Raw genomic sequence first — 24,754 nt, forward strand, 5'->3', positions numbered from 1 at the left:
TGGGGCGTAAATGGCGACCCTCACCCTTCCCACTCGGCTGCGCCGAGCGGGCCCCTTCCCTCTCCCAAGGGGAGAGGGAGTTTACGCCGCGACTTGCTCCAGCTTCTCGCTGGCTTCCAGCCACGCCGCCTCGGCCGCCTCGATCTTCGCCTCGACTTCCGCGCGACGCTTCATCAGATCGGTCATCGTCAGCTTCGCCAGATCCGGCGCGGCCGACGACGGATCGAACATCGCGCGGTCGATCACGCTGCGTTGCTCGGTCAGCTTGGTCAGCTCGGCTTCCGCGGCCTTGGCTGCCTTGCGCAGCCCCTGACTCTGTTCGCGCGCTTCGGCGGCGGCGCGGCGGGCGTCCTTCCGGCTGATCTTGGCCTCGGACGATCCTTCGCTCGCATTGTCCTTGGCCAGCACGAAGCCGATGTAATCGTCCAGGCTGCCGTCAAAATCCGAGGCGGTGCCATTGTCGACCAGCACCAGCCGGTCGGCGCTCATTTCGAGCATGTGGCGGTCGTGGCTGACAATAACCACCGCGCCCGAATAGGCGTTGAGCGCCTGGACCAGCGCCTCGCGCGCATCGACGTCCAAGTGGTTGGTCGGCTCGTCTAGGATCAGCAGATGCGGCGCCTCGCGCGTGATCAGCGCCAGCGCCAGCCGCGCGCGCTCGCCGCCCGACAATTTGCCGACCATCGTCGTCGCCTTGTCGCCCGAAAAGCCGAACCGGCCGAGCTGCGCGCGTACCGCGCCGGGCGTCGCGCCCTTCATGATCCGCGTCATGTGCTGGAGCGGGGTGTCGCCGCTGTCGAGTTCCTCGACCTGATATTGGGTGAAATAGCCGACCTTCATCTTGCCGGTGGCATTCATCGCGCCTTCCATCGGCGCGAGTTGCGCGGCAAGCAGGCGCGCGAGCGTGGTCTTGCCGTTGCCGTTGCGGCCGAGCAAAGCGATGCGATCGTCGGGGTCGAGCCGCAGATTGAGGCGCTTCAACACCGGCGTCTCGCCATAGCCGACCGCCGCCATGTCGAGCGTGATCAACGGGGGGCGCAATTCGCCGGGATTGGGAAAGTCGAAGCTCAGCGACGGATCATCGACGATCTCGGCGATCGGCTGCATCCGGGCGAGCGCCTTGGCACGGCTCTGCGCCTGTTTGGCGGTCGAGGCGCGGGCGGAATTGCGCGCGATATAGTCCTGCAGTTTCTCGCGTTCGGCCTGCTGCTTGGCGCGCGCCGAGGCGGCTTGCGCCTGGCGTTCGGCACGCTGGCGTTCGAACGCGTCATAACCGCCCGGATAGAGCCAGGTCTTGCCGCGCTCGAGATGCAGGATGTGATCGACGACGTTGTTGAGGAAATCGCGCTCGTGGCTGACCAGGACGATCGTCGCCGGATAGGATTTGAGGAAATCCTCCAGCCACAGCACCGCTTCGAGATCGAGATGGTTCGACGGTTCGTCCAGCAGCAGCAGATCGGGCTGCGAGAAGAGCAGTGACGCGAGTGCGACACGCATCCGCCAACCGCCCGAGAAGCTGTCGAGCGGACGGTGCTGCGCTTCCTCGTCGAAACCCAGGCCGACCAGGATACGCGCCGCGCGCGACGGCGCGGTATGTGCGTCGATCGCATTCAGCCGCTCATGGATCTCGCCGAGGCGGTCGGGATCGTGGCTGGTTTCCGACTCGTGCATCAGCGCGGCGCGCTCGACATCGGCGGCCAGCACGGTCTCGAACGGCGTCGCGGCGCCCGCGGGCGCTTCCTGTGCGATATAGCCCAGCCGGCTGCCGCGCGGCATGTCGGCCGACCCGGTATCGGGCTCGAGCATCCCGGCGATGACGCGGACGAGCGTGGTCTTGCCGGCGCCGTTCCGCCCGATCAGCCCGACGCGGCTACGCGGCGGCAGCTTGGCAGTGGCGCCGTCGAGGATCGTCCGCCCGCCGAGGCGGACCGTGATGTCGGTCAGGTTAAGCATGAGGGCCGCGCCATTAGCAGGTGGGCGCGGGCTTGCCTATCCACAGGCAGACGGCGCCTTTATTTACCGCGCGCTACCCAAAACCGTCACCCCGGCCTTGTGCCGGGGTCCAACGGGCGGCAAGCGGCGGAGGCGAGGCTCGAGCGAGTCCCACGTTGCGCTTTGGACCCCGGCGCAAGGCCGGGGTGACGAGGAATGAAGTGACCGATCTAGCGATCCTCTACGAACATCCCCAATGGTTTGCACCGCTGTTCGCGGCGCTCGACCGGCGCGGCGTTTCCTACACATCGTTCGGGCCAGACGGCCATTGGAACCCCGCCGACGCCGCCATTCCGGCACCGGTGGTGCTCAACCGCATCGCGATGTCGAGCTTCCTGCGCGCCGATGAGCATCCGATCTTCCACACGATGGCGCTGCTCGACCATTGGCGGCGATCTGGCGCGCGCGTGGTCAACGGTGCCGAAGTCATGGCGATCGACGCGTCCAAGGCGCGCCAACTCGCGCTGATCGCCAATCTGGGACTCGCCATCCCGGAGACGCGCGTCGTCCATCGCGCCGCCGATATCGAGGCGGCTGCGGCGACCTTAGCGTTCCCACTGGTGGTGAAGGCCAATATTGGCGGATCGGGCGCGGGGATCATGCGCTTCGACAATATGGCCGAGCTACGCTGGGCAGTTGCCGAGAAGCAATTGCCGGTCAGCGTCGACGGCGTGCTGCTGGTCCAGGACTACGTCCCCGCGCGCGGGGGCACGATCACGCGGATCGAGACGCTCGACCGCACCTACCTCTACGCAATCGAGATCGCCGGCGGCGGAGCATTCGACCTGTGTCCGGCCGATGCCTGCGTCGCCGATTCGAATATCAGCATGAAAGCGGCCGAGCCTGCGCCTGAACTGATCGCGGCGGTCGAGACCATCTCTCGCGCGATGAACCTCGACGTCGGCGGGATCGAAGTGATGATCGACGATCGCGATGGCACGCCGCGCTTCTACGACATCAATGCTCTATCCAATTTCGTCGCGCAGCCGATGAACGTCCTCGGCTGGGACCCGCACGAAAAGCTGATCGACTGGCTCGACACCCTGATTTCGGAGGCCAAATCCTGATGCGCTACGGTTACTGGATGCCCGTGTTCGGCGGTTGGCTGCGGAACGTCCCCGACGAGGGGATGCAGGCAAGCTGGGACTATGTGAAGCGGCTGACCCAGCGCTCCGAGCAATGGGGTTATGACCTGTCGCTGATCGCCGAGCTCAATCTGAACGACATCAAGGGTGTCGAACAGCCCGCGCTCGATGCCTGGTCGACCGCGGCGGCGCTGGCGGCGGTGACCGACACGATCGAGCTGATGGTCGCGGTGCGTCCCAACTTCCACCACCCGGCGCTGTTCGCCAAGGCGGCGGCGAATATCGACCGCATCTCCAACGGCCGCCTCGCGCTCAACGTCGTGTCGTCCTGGTGGGCGGACGAGGCGCGGCAATATGGCCTGCAATTCGACCAGCATGACGACCGTTACGCACGCACCGAGGAATGGCTGAAGGTGGTCGACGGGCTGTGGACCGAGGAGCGCTTCAGCTTCGACGGTCAGTTCTACAAGACCGAGGACGCGATCTGCTCGCCCAAGCCGGCCAAGCGCCCGACCGTCTATGCCGGCGGCGAGAGCGAAAAGGCCAAGACGATGATTGCGGCGCAATGCGACGCTTATGTCATGCACGGCGACCCGGCCGAGGCGATCAAGCCCAAGATCGCCGACATGGCGGCGCGGCGTGAGGCGGCGGGCGGCGCCCGGATGCAATACGGCATGGCGGCTTACGCGATCGTCCGCGACAGCGAGGCCGAGGCGAAGCGCGAACTGGAGCGCATCACCACCGTCAGCGAATTGCCTGCGGGCTATGCCAATTTCGACCAATGGCTGTCGGGTACCCAGCTCGAGCGCGAGCTCAAGATCCAGGAATATTCGGTGTCGAACCGCGGCCTGCGTCCCAATCTGGTCGGCACACCCGAACAGCTCAAGGAACGGATCGCCGAATATGCGGATGCCGGTCTCGACCTGCTGCTGCTCCAGATGAGCCCACAGGAAGAGGAAATGGAGCGGTTCGCGGTCCAGGTGATGGGCACCGCCTGAGCCTCTACCCGGCCGCGCGCCGCCTGATCGCGGTCGGCGGGCGGCGATAGGCCTGTTGAAACGCCGCGTTGAACGATCGCACGCTGCCGAACCCCGATGCCAGCGCGATCTCGGTCATGCCAAGGTCGGTGCTGTCGATCAGCCGCTTGGCGCGCTGGATTCTCGCCGTGCGCGCCGCCGCAAGCGGGGTCGTGTCGAGATAGCGGCGGAACAGGCGCGACAGATGGCGCCCGCCGATGCCAAGCCGCTCGGCCAGCGCTTCGACCCCAGCCTGATCGAGCGCACCCTGTTCGATCAGCCGCAGCGCGCGGTCGACCGTGGCGCGCGCCCCGCGCCAGGCCGGGGAATGCTGCGCGGTTTCCGGCCGGCAGCGCAGGCAGGGCCGGAAACCGGCGGCTTCCGCCGCGGCCGCGCTCGGGAAATAGCGGACGTTGCGCGACATGGGCTGGCGCACCGGGCAAACCGGCCGGCAATAGATCCGGGTCGAGGTGACCGCGATGAAGATCGCGCCGTCGTACGCCGGATCGCGTGCATAGCGCACGCGCTCGCAGAACTCGAAATCGAGCTCGGCTGGCGGATCGGCGGCATGTGCCATCGCCATCCGACTATAGTTGGTTGCGCAGTTCCTGTCGCCCAATCCCGTTGACCGCGTCCGAATCCTGCCAGCCGGATCGCGGTGACGGCGATATCCGATCGCGATCCCAAAGACCGGAGAAATGTCATGGCTTCCATTCATCACCAGATCTTCATCGCGGCGAATCCGGACGCGATATGGAACGCCGCACGCGATGTCGGTCGCCTGCACGATCGCCTCGTCCCCGGCTTCGTCACCGCCACCGAAATGCTGCCCGGCGACGGCGCGCCGGTCCGCCGGGTCACCTTCGTCAACGGACGGGTGGTCGACGAGACGATCGTTTCGATCGACGACGCCGCCCGGCGCATCGTCTGGGCGATCAAGGAGTTCGAGCATCACAACGGTGCCCTGACTGTCGCGGCCGCAGCCGGTGGCGCCCAGGTCACCTGGATCGCCGATCTGCTGCCCGACGCGCTGAGTGAACAGGTGTCGCCAGCGATGGCGCACGGACTGGCGATGATGAAGGCGCATTTCGAGGGAAGTCGCTGAGGAGGAATGCCGCTAGGCGCCCGATTCGCGGTGGCCGCGCGCCTGTGATACGCTTGTCAGGACTCCACGAAAGACGGAGCGTCGGGCGCATCACGCATGGGGAGACATGCCATGGCTGCCGCTATCGACGACGCTAAGTTTCATGCCTTTGTCGGAAAGATGCTGGGCGATCTGGGGGGCGCGATGAGCGTGCCGACCGTTCGCCTGGGCCTCCGTCTTGGCCTGTTCGACGCTTTGGCCGACTCCCCCGCGACCGCGGCCGAACTGGCGCGCCGCGCCGGCGGGCTGCACGAGCGTTATGTACGCGAATGGGCATTGGCCCAAGCCGCGAATGGCTATGTCGACTATGACCCGGCCAGCGAGCGATTCAGCCTGTCGCCCGAACAGGCGATGGTGTTCCACCACCGCGACAGCCCCGTCTATCTCGCCGGCGCGTTCGAGCTGGTCGCCGCAATGATCGAGGCCGAACCCAAGGTCGAGGAATGCTTTCGCCACGGCAAGGGCGTGCGCTGGGGCGACCATGCCGGATGCCTGTTCTGCGCGACCGGCGCCTTTTTCCGTCCCGGTTACGTCAACAACATCGTTCAGGCGTGGCTTCCTGCGCTCGATGGCGTGGAGGCGAAGCTGCATGCCGGCGCGCGGGTCGCCGATATCGGCTGCGGGGTCGGCTTTTCGACGCTGTTGATGGCGGAGGCCTATCCCGAGAGCAGCTTTGTCGGATACGATTTCCACGAACCCTCGATCGACGAGGCGCGGCGGCATGCCGGCGAGCACGGGCTGGGCGATCGCGTGCGGTTCGAGGTGGCGACCGCGAAGGATATCGCCGAGCAGGGCTTCGACCTGATCACCATGTACGATTGCCTGCACGATATGGGCGACCCGCGCGGCTGCGCCCAACATATGCACGAAATCCTCGCGCCGGGTGGCAGCTGGATGATCGTCGAACCGATTGCGGGCGATGCGCCGGAGCAGAACATGAACCCCGTCGGCCGGCTCTATTACAACGCCTCGACGATGATCTGCGTGCCGACCTCACTCGACCAGGAAGTCGGTGAGGGCCTCGGCGCGCAGGCCGGCGAAGCCAAGCTGGCCGAGGTCATTCGGCAAGGCGGATTCGAGTCGGTCCGACGTGTGACCGAGGGGCCATTCAATATGGTGCTACAGGCGCGCTAGGGTCAGGAACGCGCCGCGCGGCTCGGCCGTTTGCGTCGTGTCGTCCGCTCGGCGCAATGGCGATCGCGAACGCGACAACGGTGCCGATGCAGAGCTGGAACGGGAAGGCCAGGTGGCACAAGACCGCCGGCAACCCGATCGCGGTGGCGATAGCCGGCTGGAGCAGCAACACGGTGACGAAGCCGGCAATCAGCGACGCGATCACCGACATGCTGTTCCCGCGCGGGGTCAGCACCGCAGCGAAATAGACGCCGAGCAGCCCGGCATACGCGAACACCATCACCTGCAGCGCGAATTCGAGCAGGCCGAGCTTGGCATAATGCTGCCAATAGAAAGACAGCACCGCCACGCCGAGCATCGCCACGCCGATCACGCCCATCCCGGCGCGACCCGCCTGTACGTAATGATATTCCTCGGCTGCGCTTCGCCGCTCGCGCCAGGGGCGGTAGAAATCCTGGATCAGCACCGACGACATGGCGTTGAGCGCGGAATTGGTCGTGGCGACGGCGGCGGCGACGATCCCCGCGGTGACCAGCCCGCGTAGCCCCGACGGCAATTGCGTCAGGATATAGTGCATGAAGATGCTGATCTTCTCGCCGTCGAAGGCTTGGCCGGCGATCGCGGTGGCGCCGCCCATCAATTCGGCGCGGTCGTAGAAGACGTGGAGCAGCAGCCCGATGGTGATGAAAATCGCCACCACCGGCACCGTGGCGAATACCGACCAATAGAGGCTGCGCGCGCCGGTCTTCGCATCGCGACAGGCCAGCAGCCGCTGGGTGGTATCCTGGTCGAGGCCTGACGAGGCGACGTAGAGCAAAGCGATTCCGGTGACGATCGCGAACAGCGAGAACGGCTTGGACGGATCGAACGAGAAATCGAACAGGCGCAATTTGTCGACATTGCCAGGCGCGTGCGCAAGGCCCTGGAGGATCTCGGCATTGGTCGCCGGGATCGACAGGCGCAGGAATATCAGCACGCCGATCGCCGCGCCGAGGAAGATCACGAACTGGAAGAGATCGATCCACAGCACCGATCGCAATCCGCCGACAAAGGTCGAGAGGAAACTGGCGACGACCAGCACGCTCGCCGCGATCACGATGCCCTGGGCGCTGACCGTCGAGGTCATCACCATCGCCACCGCGATCGCCGCCAGATAGAGGCGCGCGCCATTGGCCAGGACCCGCCCGACCAGGAACATCGCTCCGGTCCAGCGCGTCGCGAGCATTCCGTAACGCAGCGTCAGCAGCTCGTAGACGGTCGTCACCCGCGCGGCATAGAAGCGCGGGATCAGCACTTTCGCGACGAAGATCGCGCCGATCAGCCCGCCGAGATTGGTGCCGAGATAGGTGAAGTCGCCATGATAGCCGAAATCGGGCCCGCCCAGGAACGTCGCGGCGGATTGGGTCGCCGACAGGACGGAGATGGCGGCGAGCCAGGCCGGCACATTGCCGCCGGCGAGGAAATATTCCTTCGCTGTGCCGGTATGCCGCGGCGTGAACCACCAGCCACCGATGACCAGCAGCGCTACATAACCTAGGATCACGACCCAATCGAGCAGGCCGAATGGCAGCGATGCGGCCATCAGTAGAGCAGATAGCGCGCGCGCCGCGCCTTGAAGCGGGTGAGGTCGGCCCGCCAGCCTAACGCGATCGAACGCGGATCTTTGCCGGCCTTGATCTGCTCGAACACGGCGCGATTACGCAGCAGCCGGTCGACGCGATCGATCTGGAATGCCGTGCCATACAGCTTCCAAAGCGCGGCGACGATCTCCACGCCCAGCGCCGGCGCGTCGAGCCTGGTGCGGTCCTGGATTAGGATCTCGACGCCTTGAACGCGTTGCCCGGCAAATGGGTAGAGCTTGTCGCTTGCCGCGACATAGCTGACCGGCAGGAAGCTCACGCCCGCAATCGCCCGCGCGTTGAGATGGGCGGCGAGCTCAGTCGCCCTGATCCATGGCGCGCCGAAGCGCAGGAACGGCGCGTCGCCCGGTCCCTTGATGTTGACGTTGGTCCCTTCGAGCAGCGCGGTGCCGGCATAAGCGGTCGCCTGGTTCACGCTGCGCAGATTGGGCGAAGGGTTGATCCACAGCAGCCCGGTATCGTCATACCAGTCGCTCCGCTTCCAGCCGGTCATGCGAACGACGGTCAAATCCGCGCCGATCCGCTCCTCGCCATTGAACATCCGCGCGAGCTCGCCGAGCGTCATGCCCGGGCGCATCGGCTCGGGAAAAGGCGTGGTGTAATCCTCGATACCGGGCGTGGAGACTGGACCCTGCACCGCGATGCCGTTGATCGGATTGGGCCGGTCGAGCAGGATGACCTCGACCTTGAACGCCGCCGATGCCCGGAGGAAATATTTGGTCAGCGTCTGGAACGTCCAGTAGCGCACGCCGGCATCCTGCAGGTCGATCACTACGGCGTCGAGCCCGGCCATTTGCTGGGCGTTGGGGTGGCGTTCTGCGTCGGCCCGGCCGTACAGGCTGACGATCGGCAGGCCGCTCGCTTTGTCGATCCTGTCGTCGATATCGGTGTCGTCGGTCGCGGCATCGATGCCATGTTCGCCGCTGAACAGCCGCACCACCTCGAGTCCCGGTACCGCAGCGCGGGCATCGTCGCGCAGCACGTCGATCGTGCGGCGTCCCTGGCCATCCCGGCTGACCGGATTGGCGAGTATGCCGAGGCGCAAACGCCCGCCATGGCGCGCGGCGATAGCGCGCAGTGGCGCGAAATGCTGATCCTCCAGCACGTCGATTCCGGTGCGGACTCGCGCGGCGGCGGGCGTCGCCGCGGCCAGCGCGAGCAGCAGAAGGACAAGGCCGCGGATCATTTCTTCTGAGCGGCCCCGTCGAGGATCGACAGCACGGCGCTGTGGATCGCCGGCCGCGCCTGAGCAATCAGCATGTTGTTGCGCGTCGGATTGACCCGGTTGGTGAGCAGTATGATGAAGGCGTCGCGATCGGGGTCGATATAGATCGAGGTGCCGGTGAAGCCGGTATGGATGATCGCGTGCGGCGAGGCGAGGGGGCCGGCAAAACCGCCCGGCGTCGGCATGTCCCAGCCAAGCGCGCGCGAGCTGCCCGGCGGCAGGTTCTGCCGCGTTTCGAACAAGGCGATCGTGCTCGCCTTGATCAGGCGTTTGCCGCGATAGCTGCCATGATTGAGATAGAGTTGCGCGAGCGCCGACAGGTCCCGGGCGGTCGAGAATAGTCCGGCATGGCCCGCCACGCCGCCCATCACATAGGCATTCTCGTCATGAACCACGCCGCGTACCAGCATGTGGCGGAAATTGTCGTCCTGCTCGGTCGGTGCGATGCGGGGGAGGAGGGCGCGCGACGGCCGGAAGCCGGTATCCCTCATGCCGAGCGGGGCGAAGACTTCGCGCCCGAGGAAGCGGTCGAGCGGCTGACCGGACAGGCGCCGAACGATCTCGCCGAGCAGGATGATGTTGGTGTCGCGATACGCGTATGCGGTCCCGGGCGGTGTTAGCGCGGGCGTGGCGTAGAGCTGGCGCAGCAGGTCCTGCCGATCCTTGGCGTGCCTCCATACGCCGTCCGCCGATTGCAGGCCCGAGCTATGCGAGAGCAGGTTTCGGACGGTTATATTCTCGTGGCCCGGCGTCTCCCCGAATTCCGGTAGATATCGTGTCACCGGGACGTCGAGCTCGAGCCGGCCGCGGTCGTAGAGGATTTCGGCCGCGGTGGTCGTGCCGATCACCTTGGTCAGCGAGGCCAGATCGAAGATCGCGTCGACCGGCATCGGCGGCGCGTCGGGAGCGGAATCGATTCGGCCGAACGCCTTGAGCGCGAGCAGGCGGCCATGCTGCCCCACCGCGAGCACCGCGCCGGGAAAGGCCTTCTTCGCGACCCAGGCGTCGACCTCGGCGAAGGCCGGCGCGAAGCGCGTATCCTGCGCGGCGGTGGCGACGACCAGTTGCCGTGCCGGGGCGGGGGTCGAGGTGGCGGCCGGAACGGCTTGGCCGGTCAGGATGAGCGCGCAGGCGGCCGCGGCGAGGACAAAGGTGCCCCTACGGAAGCAGGAGCCAAGGGCCGTCAGGTACTTCGCTATTCTGGGCTCCTGGTTTTGCAGGAGCAATGCAGATTGCCGATTTGCCGCGTCTCGTTCCGTCATTCGCCGCCCAACCCTCTCGCCAGCAACAGCGCGCCTGACACCGGATCGCCGAGCGGCTCGACCAGGCGCTCGGCGGTGCGGACGCGGAGCCAGGGGCGCAGCCGCGCCGACAACCCGCCGACCAGCGCCAGGCGCGGGGCCCCGCGCGCGAAGATCGTCGCGATGAAGCGTTCGACATGGAGCACCGCGTCCTCGACGATCGATAGTGCGATCTCGTCGCCGGCCTCGGCATAATTCATCACCAGCGGGGCGAAACTGGCATAGTCGCCCGGCGCTGCCTGATCCATCCAGGCGATCGCGCGCAATGTGTCGTGCCGGAACTTCCCCGCGATTTCCTTGGACAAGGGCGTGCGCTTGGTCCGCCCGTCCATCGCGCGCAGCGCGTGGCGCACCGCGCTCAAGCCCAAAGCCGCACCGCTGCCTTCGTCGGAGATCGGAAAGCCATAGCCGCCGACCGTGAACCGCTCGCCCCTGATCTGGGCGAAACCGATCGACCCCGTGCCGAGCACCAGGATCGCGCCGTCCTGGCCATTATGCGCGCCCAGATTGGCGATCGCGGCGTCGCTGTCGAGCATTATGCTCGCGAACGGAAAGTCGAGCGCTGCGAGCGCCTTGGACATGCCGGGCCGACGAATGCCGGCAATGCCCATGCCGGCGGCGACTTCGTTCCATCGGCTTTCGGGAATTCCGGCCGCCTGCAGCGCCTCGCCGGTGACGTTCAGCAAGCGGTCGTAGAGCGGATAAAGCCCCATGCGCGTGTTGGCGGGGCCGCCTTCGGCGCTGCCGAGCACCTGACCGCCGGCATCGGTCACGCGCACGCGGCAATGGCTGCCGCCGGCATCGACCCCGAGATAGATTTCAGCCACGCGCCATCGTCCCGGAAAGAGCAGGAATCCCGTCACGTGCCGTTCGAACTGCACTCGTGCCTGGCATGAGCATGGCATTGCGGAAGGGCGGGGCGGTGTCGAGCCTCAATCTGGCGCGACTGTCGCCTCGGTTATAGGTGGTGTCATGCTGGTTATAGCGGCCGTGCTTTGCGCGGCCGGCCAGTGCCGGTAGTTGGGATCGCTACTCCCCATTCGCACTTTTGTCTTCGAGGGCCCTGATGCCGACCGAAACCGTTGATCCCCGCTTCGCCGATGTCGACCGCTGGCCGACCGTGTCGGTGGTGGAAACGATGCTCGAAGGACAGCTTGCCGCGATCGCCGCGCTCAAGGACCAGACCGGCGCCATCGCGGCCGCGGCGGAGGCGGCCGCGGCTCGCATGCGCAAGGGCGGACGGCTGGTCTATGCCGGCGCGGGGACCTCTGGACGGCTGGCGGTGCAGGACGGGGTCGAGCTCACCCCCACCTATAATTGGCCGTCGGATCGGCTCGTGTTCCTGGTGGCGGGCGGCACCGGGGCATTGATGCGCAGCGTCGAAGGCGCCGAGGATAATGTCGCGGTGGCGCGAGACGAGGTGGCGGCGGCGGATGTCGGCCCCGACGACGTGCTGATCGCGGTCGCGGCGAGTGGCCGCACGCCTTATGCGGTCGCGGCGCTCGAAGCGGCGCGGACGCGCGGCGCGCTGACGATCGCCATCGCCAACAATCCCGGCACGCTTTTGCTGGCGGCGGCCGATCACCCGATCGTCGCCGATACCGGCGCCGAGATCGTCGCGGGATCGACCCGGATGAAGGCCGGCACCGCGCAAAAGGCCGCGCTCAACATGCTGTCGACCGCGATCATGATCCGCTGCGGCCTCGTCCACCGAGGACTGATGGTCAACATGCGGATTTCGAACGAAAAGCTGGCCCAGCGCGCGCGGCGGATGGTGGCGACGCTGGCCGGCATCGACGAAGCCCGGGCGGAGGATGCGCTTGAACTCGCGGGCAGGGACTTGCGGCGAGCGGTGCTGATCGCCCGTGGGCTCAGCCCGCAGGACGCCGCCGATCGGCTGGCGCGGGCTGGGGGTGATCTAGGTGATGTGCTGGCCGAGTTGGACCGTTCCTAAAACTGTCGAGTCGGAGCCTATCGTCAATTTCAATCCTCCCCCGCCAGGGGGAGGTGGCGCCGGAGGCGACGGAGGGGGCGGACGGCGAATCACTCGCGACTGTGCTTCCTCCCCCTCCGCCAGGCTGTGCCTGTCACCTCCCCCTGGCGGGGGAGGATTAGTTGAGTCCCGATATGCCCAAGTCACTCGCTCTTCGGCTCCAGTCCCAGCAACAAGGTCGGGATCAGCTCGGACACCGTCGGATGCACCGGCACCGCCCAGCGTAACGTGTCGAACGGCTCGTCGGCCGACATGGCATCGAGAATGCCGTGGATCGCTTCGTCGCCGCCGGTGCCGAGGATCGCGGCGCCGAGGATGCGTCGTGTCGCGCGGTCGGCGACGACTTTCATCATCCCCTTGGTTTCGCCCTTTTCGACCGCGCGGCCGACGCGGGTCATCGGGCGGGTCGACGCCAGCACGTCGTGGCCCTTGGCCCGCGCCTCGGTCTCGGTCATGCCGGCGCGACCAAGCGGCGGGTCGATGTACAAGGCATAGCCGGGAACGCGTTGGCTCAGCCTGCGATCGCCGCCGTCGAGCAGGTTCGCCGCGACGATCTCGAAATCGTTATAGGCGGTATGGGTGAACGCGCCGCGCCCGTTGCAATCGCCCAAGGCCCAGATGCCGGGGACATTTGTCGCGAGCCGGTCGTCGACGATGATATAGCCGCGCTGGTCGACCGCGACGCCTGCGGCATCGAGCCCCAGGTCGTCGGTATTGGGCCGCCGCCCGACCGCGAGCAGCACGTGGCTGCCGATGACCTCCGGTTCCCCGCTGGTGCAATCGACCGACACCGCGACGCCGTCGGGATGCGGCCGAAAGCCGATGCAATTGGCGCCGGTGCGAACGGCGATGCCCTCATCCTCGAGGATCGCCTGGATCGCTGCGGAAATCTCCGGATCCTCGCGCGGTACCAGGCGGTCGGCCCGTTCGACCACTGTGACGGTCGCGCCGAACCGGGCGTGCATCTGCGCGAATTCGAGGCCGATATAGCTGCCGCCGATCACGACCAGATGGCGGGGAATGGTGTCGAGCGCGACCATGTCGGTATTGTCGAGATAGGGTACCTCGCCGACGCCGGGCATGTCGGGCACCGACGCGCGTCCGCCGACATTGAGGAAGATGCGGGGCGCGCTGATCTCCACGCCGTCGACCGCGATGCTCGCGGGCCCGGTGAACCGGGCATGGCCGCGCAACAGCGTCAGCCGCTCCATGCCGCCCAGCCATGTCTCGTTATTGGTGCGGGCGTTGATCGTCACCTGATGCGCGCGCGCCGCCACCGCGGTCATGTCGACGCTGATATCTCCCGTTATGATCCCCAGGTCGCGCCGCCGCGCGAGGTGGGCGGCATAGGCGCTCGCCACCAGCGTCTTGGTCGGCATGCAGCCGGTATTGACGCAGGTGCCCCCGACCAGCTTGCGCTCGATCAGCGCGACCCGCATCCCGGCATCGGTCAATCGCCCGGCAAGCGGCGGACCCGCCTGGCCGGCACCGACAATGATGGCATCGTAGCTGGTCATGACCGGGCTCCAATTGCGGCGCGCGCAGCTGCACAGCTATACCAAAGCATCGCCCGGCTCCTTCTTGTCTCGATCGATCGCCATCGCCATCGTGAACGGGTAGCCGCCACGGCAGGAACACGCCATGACGGATTCGCCCAACCATGCCGAGGAGCATCAGATGACCACGACTTGCGATCATCTCGACACGATCCAGACGGTGACCCCGCAGACGCTGGGCTGCGTGGAATGCCTGAAGAACGGCAGTTGGTGGGTGCATCTGCGGCTGTGCCGGACCTGCGGGCATGTCGGCTGCTGCGACGATTCGCCTTTCCGGCATGCGACCGCGCATTTCCACGCCAGCGGTCACCCGATCATCGAAGGCTATGATCCGCCCGAGGGCTGGGGCTGGTGTTATGTCGACGAGGTGATGGTGGATTTTGGCGACGCGACCACGCCACAGCGCGGTCCGATCCCGCGCTTCATCGATGACGAGGGTCGGCTGATTGCCTCCGCGATCCGCGGGCTGAAGCCGCAGATCGAGCAATAAAGGCCGGGCCTATGACCAACGGGGACAAATAATGGAAACGATCGGCCGCGACTTGCGGGAGATGCAGCGGACGCCGCTCGCGCCGTCGCACGTGGCGGCGCTGCGCGCGGCGGGACACATCGTGGACTATCCGGCGGGCACGATGCTGTGCCGCCCGGGCGAGCCGATCGACCGCTTCGTCTATGTCGAGGCGGGCGAGATCGAGGTGGTCAATGCCTTTACCGGCGAGCGTCTTGTTCCCTCCACGCTCGGCCCCACCCAGTTCATGGCCGAGATCGCCTTGCTCAGCGGCGGCAATTGGTCGATGCCGATGCGCACAGTCGTCGATACCAGGGTGATCGAAGTGCCGCGCGCCGACATGCTGCGGCTGATGTCGCAAATCCCCGAAATGTCGGACATCGTCATCACCGTCCTATCGGCGCGCCGCCGCCGCCAGCTGGAGGCGAGCGACGCATCCCTGGTGCTGATCGGCGAGGATGCCAGCCGCGATGTCCGCCGGGTGGCCGAATTCGTCAGCCGTAACCGCCTGCCCTTCACCTCGTTGCCGTTGGGATCGCCTGAAGCGGAGGAAGTCGCGCGGAGCAGTGCGATCTCGGCGCACCAGCCCGCCGTGATCTTCGGCCGCGATACCGTGGTGACCGACCCGACTCCAGGCAAGGTGGCGCGACTGCTCGGCGTCAATCATGATTTCGCGGAGGACCAGGAATTCGACGTGCTGATCGTCGGCGGCGGCCCCGCCGGCGTCGCCGCGGGCGTCTATGCCGGTGCCGAGGGTCTCAATGCGCTGGTGATCGAGGACACCGCGATCGGCGGCCAGGCCGGGACGTCTAGCCGGATCGAGAATTACATGGGCTTCCCGACCGGTATTTCGGGCGCGGACCTGGTCTGGCGCGGCGAGATCCAGGCGATGAAGTTCGGCACCCAATTCGCGATGCCACGTCGCGTGGCGAAGCTCGAAACGCTCGAGGGCGGGCGGTTCTGCGCCACGTTCGACAATGGCCGTCGTGTGAGCGCCGGAGCCGTGGTCGTCGCCACCGGTGTGCAATATCGCCGCTTGCCGATCGACCGGCTCGCCGATTTCGAAGGCGCCGGCGTCTATTATGCGGCGACCGAGATGGAGGCGCGCTATTGCCGCGAAGCAGAGACCTTCGTCATCGGCGGCGGCAATTCCGCCGGCCAGGCCGCGATGTTCCTGTGCCGCACCGCCGCGCATGTCCGGCTGCTGGTGCGCGGCTCGTCGCTCGCCGCCTCGATGTCGAGCTATCTCTCCAGCCGGCTCGAGGCGGATCCGGCGGTCACTATCGAATATGGCGCCGAAGTCGCTGCCCTGCATGGCGACGAAAAGCTCGAGGCGGTGACGATCCGCAACACTCAGGACGGCACGCATCGCCAGGCACCGGCCTGTGCGGTTTTCGTGATGGTCGGCGCCGCGCCGAACACCGGCTGGCTGTCCGGCCTGGTCGATCTCGACGACAAGGGCTTCGTGCTGACCGGCGACGCGGTCGGCGGCAATTCGCCTTATGCGACCTCGCGCCCCGGTATCTTCGCGGTAGGCGATGTCCGCGCTGGCTCGGTCAAGCGCGTCGCCTCGTCGGTCGGCGAGGGGTCGGTGGTGATTTCTAAGGTTTGGGAGTTCCTCAACCAATAGAGGGCTCAAAGGGTGTCTGGCGATCGAGAGTTCGGAGGAGCCCCGGCGTAGCCAAATGGAGCCCGTTCCCAACCAGGGGATCGCTAAGTGCCGATACCCAGGACCGTACCGTATAGGATTATGACTGCTCGGAAATACCCGAGAGCCGCGACGGGCGGTCACGGGGGGAAATATCGGAACCGCAAATCTCCGGAACATTACGCATCGTTGGGTGCTCGTTGATCCCGCATGGTGATTGCGGAGGTGTGTTGCATGCCGCGCACTATCGATAGCGAACCCAAGTGGACTGCTGTTTCCAGCCCCTGCGGATCGGACCGTCGTTTTTGGGACGCCGCTTCTCGATTTCGGCTTGCTCGTCAGAAGCCTCTCGCGGGTTCTCCGGATTCTGCTGGGGCACCAGCGGGGGAGAGTCAGCAGGGGTTCCTGGATGCCGGCTCCAGCGAGCGCTGGTTCTATTTTGCCATTGCTGTCTTTTTCGTGGCGATCATCGCCACCTTCGGCATGTTGATCTGGCAGATTGCAAGGGCGTTCAAATAACGCCTGGCGAGCGCGGAGGCGGGCTAGCGTTTTGAAATAATTGGTCCGGACGATGACGACGTTCGCGCTCAATTCTCCCCGCTCACTCGTGCTTCAAATGGGCCTGCCGGCCCTTCGCGCGTCGGTCGCGCATCGGTCGTCACGATGCAACAGCCTCGCCGCCCGGCAATTCAATTTCAATCCCCCGTTTGCGGGGCGTCGCCGATCGGGGCTCGGTGAGACGATCAACGGGTATAATAACTGACCAAGCCCGTGAGCGGTGCGATGCGGAGCTCGTCGCAATGCCGACGCTATAAAGACTCCGCATGGCGCACCGGATCCGGCATTCACCGGTCTCGACCGCCTATCCGGTACCGCCCGACCGATCGGCGGAGGCGGCTGTCGGCGAGCCGTTCACCGGCAGCTTGCCGCTCATCGCAGTCAGGTAATCGAGGATCTCCGGCACGGCGGAGGCGGGCACCGGCGCCTTGTATGTGGCGCGCATCTTCTCGACGATGGCCTTCCATTGATCACGGCTCAAGCGAGGCTGTGACAACGCCATCGTTGCGGAATGGCAAGACGTGCAGTTGGCATTGATCACGGCGGCGTGCGGTCCGTCGGGAAAGGGAACGGTGTCGTCCGGGAGATCGACGCTCACCGAAACCAGGGTGATGTCCGGTCCGGCGACTTGCGAAGGCGCTGACGCCGGGCTGGATGCGTTTTCGATGGCCCAGGGCTTGCGTGCACTCGGCGGGCCGATCGCGACCAGAACCAGGCTCGTGAACACCAGCCCCCCGAAGGCGAGAGTGCCAGGCGACGGATCGAGGAAGGATCTTTTCATGTAAGCCTCACTCGCGCTGCCTCGACGCAGCCGCGCATGAAGCCGCCCGGATTCCAGTTTGGCGTCATGGGCTGAGTCACCCCGTTAGTGTTGGTGCAGCGGCTCAGCAGGGTGTAGCTCCCGGCATGTGGCACCCGTAAGGTCATGTCGAACCGGCGAAAGCTATACCTGCCCTCATCCGGACCGAGCGAAGCCTCGTGCCACGTCCTGCCCAGATCGCCCGAAATCTCGACCTTGGCGACACCCGCGTCACCGCCCATGGCGATCCCGCCGACCGGCAGCTCGGGGGCGTAGCTAAACGTCTGTCCGTCTGCCCAGCCCGTGATCCAGGATCGTGGCACCATGCGGTTGATGGGAACGGACGGAAAATCCTTGGTTCCAGGCGCGACATTCGCGTGGGGCGTATCCGGGATCTTATAGGCCTTTGCCATCCAATAGCCGTCGTCCGGCCTGTCCAGCACTTCGATATCGTTGAGCATCTTGACCCAGTAGGTGGAGTACCAACCAGGCACGATCAGGCGGACCGGAAAGCCGTTCAGAAGCGGCATTTGTTCGCCATTCATCTCGAACGCGATCATCACCTCGCCGTCGCGCGCATGGTCCAGCGATATCGACTTCGTGAAGTCAGGGCCGGTCGGGACGACGGGCTGATCGAGCGCGCCGAAGCGAACCGCGATCGCGCCAGGTTTGACCCCGGCGAGGTCGAGCACATGGCGGAGACGGACGCCCACCCATTTCGCGTTTCCCATCGCCCCGTGCCGCCATTGGGCGCCCGCGACGCGCGGCTGAAACAGACCGCGCGAATTTCCGGAGCACTGGTTGACCGCGGCCAGCTCGACCCGCGGCATCCGCAGAAGCTCGGCAAGGGAGATCGCGAGTGACCGATTGACATGACCACGTACGGCGATGCGATAGCGTTGAACGTCGATCGAGGTCGGGATATCAGCCCAGTGCCAGCGAACGAAGAAGCGGTCGTTGGGCGTGAACACGCCTTGATCGAACACCTCCATCGGCGTCTCGAGCAGCGGCGGACGCGCTCTTTGGAGGATCATCTCGCCTTTTTCGGGGAAAGACGAGGACGTGGGGCGAGACGACGGCCCGCCCGGAAGGGCCAAATCGACAAGGCCCTGTCCCAAAGCCGGTGCGGCGAGCAACGCGCCGCTGCCCATTCCGAGCTCCGCCAGGAATCGTCGTCGCGATCGAAGCTGTGCGAGTTCGACATCGAAAACATCCATAAAGCGACCTTTCAATCCGGGGTGTCGTCGGCTGGTCCTGGTCGATCGAGGGAGCGCGAAGAGCGCCTCGATCGTCGGCTTGCATCCCTGAGTCAGGCAATGTGAAGGGCATGGATCAGCGCGAGGCTGATCCCTCCAAGAGTCACGAGCGAGAGGATCACCGCCGCCGTTACCCGGCCGCCGGCGCCAGCGACGGAGCGGATGTCGACGCCGAGACCCAAAGCGGCCATCGATATTACGGTCAGGATCGTCGCTGCCTCACTGATGGGTAACAGGGCTGCGTGAGGCACAAGGTCGAGCGAACGCAGACCGACCAGAGCGAGGAAGCCGAGGATGAACCATGGCACAAGGCGGTGCAGTGGCAGCCGGCCTGGCGCCGGCCGGTCACCCGCGGTGACATGGGGCGGCAGTTCGTCGGCTTCATCACGCAGGCTCGGCGCAACCAGCGAGAGGAGCAGGCAAACCGGTCCGAGCATGAGCACCCGGACGAGCTTGACCAGCGTGCCCATCTGGACCGCGACGGGCCCGATGGGCGCGGCAGCGGCAATCACCTGCGGGACGGCGTAGACGGTGAGACCGGCGAGCGCCCCATATTGAAGAGCGTCCAGGTGCAGCGCCATCCCGAGCAGCGGCAGTCCGAGCACCACCAGAACGCCCAGCACCGCGGTAAAGCCGATCGAGGCCGCGACATCGTCGCCGTCGGCTCCGATGACGGGCGCCACGGCGGCGATCGCCGAATTGCCGCAGATCGAATTGCCGCATGCGACGAGCAACGCCAGCCTGGTGTTGAGGCCGAAAAGGCGTCCGATACCGAAGCTGGAGGCAATCGCGACGGCAACCGTTCCTGCGATCGCGAGCAGCAGCCAGGGGCCCGCCGCGACGATCGTGGCCGCACTCACCGACGCGCCAAGCAGCATAACGGCAAGCTCGAGAAGGACCTTCGCCGCGAAGCTGATGCCGGGGAACCAGCCCTCGTGCGGCGTCCAGAGGCTGCGGACGATCGTGCCGACCAGGATAGCCAGAACCAGCGCCTCCAGCCAGACCCGTCCCAACAGGAGCTGCTCGGCGCCCTGAAGGGCGTAAGCCGCGCCCGTCACTGCGACGCATAGGCCCAGTCCCGGCAGGATGCGGCTCGCCAGATGCGTGCGGCCGAGCATTACAGAAGCGCGAATCATCGGGCCAACTCCGTGTTGGCGCCGATGTGGCACTTATGATTATTCGATTCTAACGATCGATCTATATCATTATGATCTGATCATCAGATGGATTTCAGCGGGCGGCCAACCCAGAATCAATGAGTTGCGTGGACGGGTCCGAGAGCAGAGGCTGCGCGGGCCGAACAAAGGCGCCGCAGCGCAGATCATTTCAAATCGGCGGGACGATCAAATGACCCAGTCCAATCCCGCATCGAAGGTCTTGATCGCCTCGAGCAGCGCATCCGCCGCCTTGCTTCGATATCGCTCCTTTTGTCGAAGAGCGAAAAAAGGGCGTGCCGACAGAGCAAAAGGCAGAACGTGAAGCATACGCGCGTCGATCGCCGGTGCGACGACGAGGTGCGATAGCACCGCGTAGCCGACACCCGCCCGTACCGCTGCCAAGACCGATTCATTCGAAGGCAAGGTCAGGACCACGTTCAGGCGTTTTGGATCGATTCCCCGCGCCCGCACCGCCTTCTCGAATGTGGATCGGGTTCCCGAACCCTGCTCGCGCATGACCCAGGGAGCATCCAGTATCCAGTCGTTGGTGATCTCGTCCGCCGGACTCTGTCCGACTAGGAGCATGCGGTCCGTGGCGACCTGCCAGTGCGCCAGTGCCGGTTCTTCGATATTCCCCTCGACGAAGCCAAGCTCGGCGCGTCCTTCCAGCACGCCGCGGGCGGCACCTTCCGTGTTGTCGATGGCCACGGAGAGTTCGATTTGCGGATAGCGCCTGTGGAAGAGGGCAAGCCGTTCGGGAAGCCAGTAGCCAGCGATCGTCTGGCTGGCGATCAGGCGCAGATTGCCCCGCTTCAGGCCGCCATATTCGGACAGCGCCACCTCCGCGCTTTCGACCCGAGCAAGGATCGCGCGGGCCTCGTCGAGGAACATGAGACCGGCGTCCGTCAATTCGATCCGCCGGCCGACACGGCTGAACAGCTTGATATTGTGTCGGGCCTCCAGCGCCGCGATCGCGCCACTTGCGGCGGATTGGGTGACGTTCAGAGCCTGGGCCGCACGGGTCACGTGCTCTCGCTCGGCAACCGCGACAAAGACCCTCAATTGCTCAAGCGTCATGCAGACAGTCCTCATGGTCTTTGCGTGCGCGGTCGACGGCGTCCGTCGCACGATAATTATTCGCCATCAAATCGGGAAAAGGGCCATGGATGCGTCTTTCTTACGCTCGAAGGTGGCTGAAGGCGGTGTCCGATCGGCTCAAGCCTTTCGAAATTGCGCCCGCACGAGATTGGCGGTGTCATGCAAATAGCCATCTGGCGCCGACCCGAACACGCCGAAGCCGAGACCGTCATCCGCCCAGGTCCACCCTCTGACGCCCTTCTCTCCGCGAGACGTCATGCGGTCGGTCTTTTCGACTTCCATCGGCCTGACATAGAGCGCCACGCTTTCGCCCGCCGCGTTCCGGTACAGGTACAGACCAGCGGGCCCGTGTTCGCTAGCGACCAGCCGCCCACCGATGAGGTGGAGACCCGCCGCTTCGAGGTTCGGAGCGGATACAGGGCGCGAAAGGCGCTCCGAAAACCAGCCGTCCAGCGCGCGCTGATGATCTGCGGCGAGTTCGACGGGGCGTGTGCTGTCGCTTGCGTAAACGGCGAAGCTCGAGATCGCCTCGCGGGCCAGTCCGGCGGTTCCGACGCTGGGCGGCGCAGACCAATCGCGCAGGGTCCAGCCGCCTGCTCCTCCCAATAGAAGCAGCCCGGCCGCGGACGCGGCGACTAACGGTCGGCCGCCGACGGTCCAACGTCGACGCGCGGATTCGCCTATCCGGAGATCGAGGGCAGGCGGTAGTGGCTCGTCCAGCACCGGGTCGAGCGCGGCCCGCAGTGCGTCGCGCTGGGACCGGTAGGAGGAGAGTCGTCGCGCTTCGTCAGGATGGTCGGCGAGCCAGGCCTCCACCTCGGCGGACCGCTCGGGCGGTAAGCGCCCGTCGACATGCGCCTGGAGCTCCGCTTCGGTGACCGGTGTTTCGCTCATGATACAATCCTCAGGGAAGGCCGCAGGCTTGCGCCGCCCGTCTCTTCCGCCATCCTCCTCAACCGCTCGCGGGCCCGCGACAGGCGGGACATGATGGTGCCTTGGGCGACGCCCAGCACAGTGGCGGCCTCGGCATAGCTGAGTTCCTCCACGCCGATGAGAAGAAGAACGCTGCGATGCTCTTCCGGCAAACGGGAAATGAGCGTCAGAATATCGGCTTGGTCGACACTCGCTTCCTGCGAAGCGGGCGCGGCGAGCCGCTCCTCCGGAACGGCATCGAGTTGGAGCGGAATGCCGCGTCGACCCCGTTTGCGCAAACGATCGATCGCGAGGTTGTGGAGGATGGCGAAGAGCCACGGCCGCGGGCTGGCGCCTTGGCGAAGATGCCAGCGGGCCACGGCGCGCTCCAGCACGTCCTGGACCAGGTCGTCGGCATCGTCGCGATCGCGAAGCAGCGCGCGGGCGTAACGTCGCAGCGCCGGTATCAGGGGCTGAACCACCCCGATAATATCCGCCGGCGTTCGCATGGAGGGTCTCATAGCCGTTAGACGTTCGGCATCGTGGTTTATTCCGTTGCGGACAGATTCCCTTTTTCAATCCCTTCCTTCCGATCGGAAACAAAAAAATATCTGGAATAAACGTGAAGGCGCATCGTCTCACGTTCGAACCAACTGATGGAGCACCAAGTGCGCCCGCTTACTTCCCTGTATCGATCCATTGGCCTCGCCGTGCTCCCGTTTGTGGCCGGGGCCGCCTTCGCTCAGACGACGAGCGAGAAGCCTTATCTCGCCGAAATCCAAGCCGCGATGGACAAGATGATGGCCGGGATGATGGCGCCGCCGACCGGCGACGTCGACCGAGACTTCGTAACGATGATGCGGCCGCACCATCAGGGTGCGATCGACATGGCGGTTGCCGAACTGAAGTACGGCAAGAACGAACAATTGCGGCGGATCGCGCAGGAAATCATCGTCGACCAGCAACAGGAAATCGCCGCCATGAACCTGGCGATCGGCGATCCGCTTCCGCCTTCGACGCCCGCGCCCACTCAAGGGACCGCGGCGCCCCAGCCACCGATGCCGACCAAGTCGATGCCGAACATGTCGAGCAACCGCGCCCATCTCAAGGAGCACTGAAATGAAGCACCTTTACTCGAAAGTCCTGTTGCTGAGCCTGACCACGCTAGCTGGCCCGGCCTGCGCGCAGCAAGCTCCATGGGCCGCGCCGAATACGCCTGTCAGCCACCGCGACCGTGTCTATGCGGCCGAACAATTCTCCAACACGATCTCGGTCACGGATCCTGTCGATAACCGGCTGATCGGGGTCATCAAGCTCGGGGATCCGCAGCCGGCGAACTTCTCCCCACTTTATAAGGGGCAAGTGCTCGTACACGGCCTCGGCTTCTCGCCCGACGGCAAGACGCTCGCGGTCGTCTCGATCGGCTCGAATTCGGTGACCTTCATCGACACCGCGACCAACACCGTGAAGCACACCACCTACATAGGTCGATCACCGCACGAAGCCTTCTTCACGCCCGATGGCAAGGAGGTTTGGGTGACGGTGCGCGGTGAGGATTATATCTCGGTCCTCGACCCGACCACCTATGAGGAAAAGGCGCGCCTCAAGACTCCGGGCGGACCGGGCATGACGATTTTCTCGCCGGATGGAAAATACGGCTATGTCTGCTCATCGTTCAATCCCGACTTGGTCGTGTTCGACGTCGCCAGCCATAGCATCGTCGGCCACGTCCAGCAGCCGAGCCCATTCTGTCCAAACATCGCCGTAAACGCGGACGGAACCCAAGTATGGTTCACGCTGAAGGATGTCGGCAAGATCGTCGCTTTCAACGCCAAACCGCCGTTCAATATCCTGAAGGTGATCGATACCGGCCCTATCACCAACCACGTCAATTTCGCCCATACGGCCAAAGGAAGCTTCGCCTATGTGACGGTCGGAGGGCTGAATGAAGTCAAGGTTTTCCGCACCACCGATTTCGCTCAGGTCGCAACGATACCGGTCGGCAAATTGCCGCACGGTGTCTGGCCGTCCGGGGACGGCAGCCGGATCTACGTGGGACTGGAGAATGACGACCAGCTCGCCGCGATCGACACGACGACCAACAAGGTGATCGGTACGGTTCCGATCGGCCAGGCGCCGCAAGCGATTGCCTATGTGCCCAATGCCGTGTCGCAGGGTGACGGAACGGCTAACCTCCAGCCGCTCGGCACTGCCGGCAAGGCCGCGCACCTGCTGCTGTCGGCGCCGGGCACGGGCAACGCGCCCACCAGCGTCACCTTGTTCGATCAAGGTCTGATTCAGGTTCTTCAAGCCTCTGTCACGGGCCTCCAGCCGAAGCACCCGTATATTTTGGCGCTGGCGAATGCGGCGAACGGTTCCGGCACGCTTGAGCCCATCGCAAACTTCATGACCAACCCGGCAGGCTCCGCGATCGTGAACGCGTCGGGTCCGATCCGTCAGGTCGTCGAAGGCGAAGGCGCCGGCAGCCGGCGCTGGCTGGTCGTGGCCGAAAGCCAAGGTGGCGCACCGGGCGCGGTGGTCCAGGTCCAGCAATATTCTGCGCGCTGATATCCGGGCAGACCGTCCGCGATCTCTAGCGTCGTTTTCAGCTTCGCTGAATCGGTACCGGCCCGCTCCCCCGCCCAGCCGCCCATAGAATACCCTGTTGGGCGGCCGGGCGGGGGAGCGGGCCGGTACCGCAACCGTTTCAGCTTTGCTGAAACAGAGTCTAG

General features: G+C 65.5%; 23 protein-coding genes. 10 read left to right on the forward strand and 13 right to left on the reverse strand.

What is annotated here, in order from left to right; all coding sequences use genetic code 11:
- Positions 1-81: 81 nt before the first annotated feature.
- Entirely contained in the window at positions 82-1,953 is a 1,872-nt protein-coding gene (locus SPR01S_RS16655) for an ABC-F family ATP-binding cassette domain-containing protein (RefSeq protein ID WP_066591424.1), read from the reverse strand.
- Positions 1,954-2,153: 200 nt separating this feature from the next.
- On the opposite strand from SPR01S_RS16655, the gene SPR01S_RS16660 reads away from it, so the two are divergent.
- Positions 2,154-3,059 (forward strand): ATP-grasp domain-containing protein, encoded by a 906-nt coding sequence (locus SPR01S_RS16660; RefSeq protein WP_066591430.1) that lies wholly within the window; start codon positions 2,154-2,156, stop codon positions 3,057-3,059.
- On the forward strand, positions 3,059-4,075 hold the full coding sequence (locus SPR01S_RS16665) for an LLM class flavin-dependent oxidoreductase (protein ID WP_066591432.1): 1,017 nt from the start codon (positions 3,059-3,061) through the stop codon (positions 4,073-4,075). Before SPR01S_RS16660 ends, SPR01S_RS16665 begins: the two co-directional genes overlap by 1 nt.
- A gap of 4 nt (positions 4,076-4,079) precedes the next feature.
- Here the strand turns inward: SPR01S_RS16665 and SPR01S_RS16670 are convergent, their stop codons facing one another.
- On the reverse strand, positions 4,080-4,676 hold the full coding sequence (locus SPR01S_RS16670) for a bifunctional transcriptional activator/DNA repair enzyme AdaA (RefSeq protein ID WP_245662058.1): 597 nt from the start codon (positions 4,674-4,676) through the stop codon (positions 4,080-4,082).
- Between the two features lie 120 nt (positions 4,677-4,796).
- Between SPR01S_RS16670 and SPR01S_RS16675 the strand changes: the two genes are divergently transcribed.
- Together SPR01S_RS16675 and SPR01S_RS16680 are read left to right on the forward strand one after the other, a co-directional pair.
- Entirely contained in the window at positions 4,797-5,198 is a 402-nt protein-coding gene (locus SPR01S_RS16675; RefSeq protein ID WP_066591435.1) for an SRPBCC family protein, read from the forward strand.
- Positions 5,199-5,309: 111 nt separating this feature from the next.
- The gene (locus SPR01S_RS16680) at positions 5,310-6,371 is read left to right on the forward strand and encodes a class I SAM-dependent methyltransferase (RefSeq protein ID WP_066591437.1); all 1,062 of its coding nucleotides are present in this window, start codon (positions 5,310-5,312) and stop codon (positions 6,369-6,371) included.
- Here the strand turns inward: SPR01S_RS16680 and SPR01S_RS16685 are convergent.
- From SPR01S_RS16685 to SPR01S_RS16700, 4 genes are read right to left on the reverse strand one after another with little or no spacing between them, the layout of a single operon-like run.
- A complete protein-coding gene (locus tag SPR01S_RS16685) occupies positions 6,346-7,953 on the reverse strand; it encodes a sodium:solute symporter (protein WP_066591446.1) in 1,608 nt (535 codons plus the stop codon). The genes SPR01S_RS16680 and SPR01S_RS16685 overlap by 26 nt on opposite strands.
- Entirely contained in the window at positions 7,953-9,197 is a 1,245-nt protein-coding gene (locus tag SPR01S_RS16690) for an exo-beta-N-acetylmuramidase NamZ family protein (RefSeq protein WP_066591448.1), read from the reverse strand. The genes SPR01S_RS16685 and SPR01S_RS16690 overlap by 1 nt, the downstream gene beginning before the upstream one ends.
- Positions 9,194-10,498, reverse strand: coding sequence for a serine hydrolase domain-containing protein (locus SPR01S_RS16695; RefSeq protein WP_084251263.1), 1,305 nt, complete (start codon positions 10,496-10,498; stop codon positions 9,194-9,196). Before SPR01S_RS16695 ends, SPR01S_RS16690 begins: the two co-directional genes overlap by 4 nt.
- Positions 10,495-11,400, reverse strand: coding sequence for a glucosamine kinase nucleotide-binding domain-containing protein (locus SPR01S_RS16700; RefSeq protein ID WP_245662059.1), 906 nt, complete (start codon positions 11,398-11,400; stop codon positions 10,495-10,497). The genes SPR01S_RS16695 and SPR01S_RS16700 overlap by 4 nt, the downstream gene beginning before the upstream one ends.
- A gap of 203 nt (positions 11,401-11,603) precedes the next feature.
- Between SPR01S_RS16700 and SPR01S_RS16705 the strand changes: the two genes are divergently transcribed.
- Positions 11,604-12,491 carry an N-acetylmuramic acid 6-phosphate etherase gene (locus SPR01S_RS16705; RefSeq protein WP_066591449.1) on the forward strand — a complete coding sequence of 296 codons (888 nt, stop codon included), beginning with the start codon at positions 11,604-11,606 and terminating at the stop codon, positions 12,489-12,491.
- Positions 12,492-12,673: 182 nt separating this feature from the next.
- Here SPR01S_RS16705 and SPR01S_RS16710 read toward each other — a convergent pair whose 3' ends face one another.
- Complete coding sequence (locus SPR01S_RS16710) at positions 12,674-14,047, reverse strand: FAD-containing oxidoreductase (RefSeq protein WP_066591453.1); 1,374 nt, start codon at positions 14,045-14,047, stop codon at positions 12,674-12,676.
- Positions 14,048-14,171: 124 nt separating this feature from the next.
- On the opposite strand from SPR01S_RS16710, the gene SPR01S_RS16715 reads away from it, so the two are divergent.
- From SPR01S_RS16715 to SPR01S_RS16725, 3 genes are all read left to right on the forward strand, one after another.
- The gene (locus SPR01S_RS16715) at positions 14,172-14,576 is read left to right on the forward strand and encodes a UBP-type zinc finger domain-containing protein (protein ID WP_245662061.1); all 405 of its coding nucleotides are present in this window, start codon (positions 14,172-14,174) and stop codon (positions 14,574-14,576) included.
- Between the two features lie 31 nt (positions 14,577-14,607).
- On the forward strand, positions 14,608-16,224 hold the full coding sequence (locus SPR01S_RS16720; protein ID WP_066591456.1) for an FAD-dependent oxidoreductase: 1,617 nt from the start codon (positions 14,608-14,610) through the stop codon (positions 16,222-16,224).
- Positions 16,225-16,476: 252 nt separating this feature from the next.
- Positions 16,477-16,761, forward strand: coding sequence for a hypothetical protein (locus SPR01S_RS16725; protein WP_157082312.1), 285 nt, complete (start codon positions 16,477-16,479; stop codon positions 16,759-16,761).
- 343 nt (positions 16,762-17,104) lie between these two features.
- Here SPR01S_RS16725 and SPR01S_RS16730 read toward each other — a convergent pair whose 3' ends face one another.
- The 6 genes from SPR01S_RS16730 to SPR01S_RS16755 all read right to left on the reverse strand — a co-directional run bounded on the left by SPR01S_RS16730 (position 17,105) and on the right by SPR01S_RS16755 (position 22,531).
- A complete protein-coding gene (locus tag SPR01S_RS16730) occupies positions 17,105-17,581 on the reverse strand; it encodes a hypothetical protein (protein WP_066591462.1) in 477 nt (158 codons plus the stop codon).
- Positions 17,578-18,816, reverse strand: a complete 1,239-nt coding sequence (locus SPR01S_RS16735) for a molybdopterin-dependent oxidoreductase (RefSeq protein WP_066591469.1) — start codon at positions 18,814-18,816, stop codon at positions 17,578-17,580. Before SPR01S_RS16735 ends, SPR01S_RS16730 begins: the two co-directional genes overlap by 4 nt.
- Positions 18,817-18,908: 92 nt before the next feature.
- The gene (locus SPR01S_RS16740; RefSeq protein ID WP_084251265.1) at positions 18,909-19,991 is read right to left on the reverse strand and encodes a YeiH family protein; all 1,083 of its coding nucleotides are present in this window, start codon (positions 19,989-19,991) and stop codon (positions 18,909-18,911) included.
- Positions 19,992-20,198: 207 nt separating this feature from the next.
- The gene (locus SPR01S_RS16745; protein ID WP_066591474.1) at positions 20,199-21,089 is read right to left on the reverse strand and encodes a LysR substrate-binding domain-containing protein; all 891 of its coding nucleotides are present in this window, start codon (positions 21,087-21,089) and stop codon (positions 20,199-20,201) included.
- Between the two features lie 138 nt (positions 21,090-21,227).
- Positions 21,228-22,004, reverse strand: a complete 777-nt coding sequence (locus tag SPR01S_RS16750) for an anti-sigma factor family protein (RefSeq protein ID WP_066591476.1) — start codon at positions 22,002-22,004, stop codon at positions 21,228-21,230.
- Positions 22,001-22,531: a sigma-70 family RNA polymerase sigma factor gene (locus tag SPR01S_RS16755; protein WP_066591479.1), complete on the reverse strand. Its 531-nt coding sequence runs from the start codon at positions 22,529-22,531 to the stop codon at positions 22,001-22,003. Before SPR01S_RS16755 ends, SPR01S_RS16750 begins: the two co-directional genes overlap by 4 nt.
- A 159-nt stretch (positions 22,532-22,690) precedes the next feature.
- Here SPR01S_RS16755 and SPR01S_RS16760 point away from each other — a divergent pair, with 159 nt between their 5' ends.
- Entirely contained in the window at positions 22,691-23,140 is a 450-nt protein-coding gene (locus SPR01S_RS16760; RefSeq protein ID WP_245662063.1) for a DUF305 domain-containing protein, read from the forward strand.
- A 1-nt stretch (position 23,141) separates the two neighbouring features.
- A complete protein-coding gene (locus tag SPR01S_RS16765) occupies positions 23,142-24,590 on the forward strand; it encodes a YncE family protein (protein ID WP_066591485.1) in 1,449 nt (482 codons plus the stop codon).
- The last annotated feature ends 164 nt before the right edge of the window (positions 24,591-24,754 follow it).

Source organism: Sphingomonas pruni NBRC 15498, from assembly GCF_001598455.1.
GTDB classification, from domain to species: domain Bacteria; phylum Pseudomonadota; class Alphaproteobacteria; order Sphingomonadales; family Sphingomonadaceae; genus Sphingomonas; species Sphingomonas pruni.

What these genes read in the sequence shown, in the direction of transcription:
- SPR01S_RS16655 (WP_066591424.1), bottom strand. Translation starts at nt 1,953, where the DNA reads ATGCTTAACCTGACCGACATCACGGTCCGCCTCGGCGGGCGGACGATC.
- SPR01S_RS16665 (WP_066591432.1), top strand. Translation starts at nt 3,059, where the DNA reads ATGCGCTACGGTTACTGGATGCCCGTGTTCGGCGGTTGGCTGCGGAAC.
- SPR01S_RS16670 (WP_245662058.1), bottom strand. Translation starts at nt 4,676, where the DNA reads ATGGCGATGGCACATGCCGCCGATCCGCCAGCCGAGCTCGATTTCGAG.
- SPR01S_RS16675 (WP_066591435.1), top strand. Translation starts at nt 4,797, where the DNA reads ATGGCTTCCATTCATCACCAGATCTTCATCGCGGCGAATCCGGACGCG.
- SPR01S_RS16680 (WP_066591437.1), top strand. Translation starts at nt 5,310, where the DNA reads ATGGCTGCCGCTATCGACGACGCTAAGTTTCATGCCTTTGTCGGAAAG.
- SPR01S_RS16685 (WP_066591446.1), bottom strand. Translation starts at nt 7,953, where the DNA reads ATGGCCGCATCGCTGCCATTCGGCCTGCTCGATTGGGTCGTGATCCTA.
- SPR01S_RS16690 (WP_066591448.1), bottom strand. Translation starts at nt 9,197, where the DNA reads ATGATCCGCGGCCTTGTCCTTCTGCTGCTCGCGCTGGCCGCGGCGACG.
- SPR01S_RS16695 (WP_084251263.1), bottom strand. Translation starts at nt 10,498, where the DNA reads ATGACGGAACGAGACGCGGCAAATCGGCAATCTGCATTGCTCCTGCAA.
- SPR01S_RS16705 (WP_066591449.1), top strand. Translation starts at nt 11,604, where the DNA reads ATGCCGACCGAAACCGTTGATCCCCGCTTCGCCGATGTCGACCGCTGG.
- SPR01S_RS16710 (WP_066591453.1), bottom strand. Translation starts at nt 14,047, where the DNA reads ATGACCAGCTACGATGCCATCATTGTCGGTGCCGGCCAGGCGGGTCCG.
- SPR01S_RS16715 (WP_245662061.1), top strand. Translation starts at nt 14,172, where the DNA reads ATGACGGATTCGCCCAACCATGCCGAGGAGCATCAGATGACCACGACT.
- SPR01S_RS16720 (WP_066591456.1), top strand. Translation starts at nt 14,608, where the DNA reads ATGGAAACGATCGGCCGCGACTTGCGGGAGATGCAGCGGACGCCGCTC.
- SPR01S_RS16725 (WP_157082312.1), top strand. Translation starts at nt 16,477, where the DNA reads ATGCCGCGCACTATCGATAGCGAACCCAAGTGGACTGCTGTTTCCAGC.
- SPR01S_RS16730 (WP_066591462.1), bottom strand. Translation starts at nt 17,581, where the DNA reads ATGAAAAGATCCTTCCTCGATCCGTCGCCTGGCACTCTCGCCTTCGGG.
- SPR01S_RS16735 (WP_066591469.1), bottom strand. Translation starts at nt 18,816, where the DNA reads ATGGATGTTTTCGATGTCGAACTCGCACAGCTTCGATCGCGACGACGA.
- SPR01S_RS16740 (WP_084251265.1), bottom strand. Translation starts at nt 19,991, where the DNA reads ATGATTCGCGCTTCTGTAATGCTCGGCCGCACGCATCTGGCGAGCCGC.
- SPR01S_RS16745 (WP_066591474.1), bottom strand. Translation starts at nt 21,089, where the DNA reads ATGACGCTTGAGCAATTGAGGGTCTTTGTCGCGGTTGCCGAGCGAGAG.
- SPR01S_RS16750 (WP_066591476.1), bottom strand. Translation starts at nt 22,004, where the DNA reads ATGAGCGAAACACCGGTCACCGAAGCGGAGCTCCAGGCGCATGTCGAC.
- SPR01S_RS16755 (WP_066591479.1), bottom strand. Translation starts at nt 22,531, where the DNA reads ATGCGAACGCCGGCGGATATTATCGGGGTGGTTCAGCCCCTGATACCG.
- SPR01S_RS16765 (WP_066591485.1), top strand. Translation starts at nt 23,142, where the DNA reads ATGAAGCACCTTTACTCGAAAGTCCTGTTGCTGAGCCTGACCACGCTA.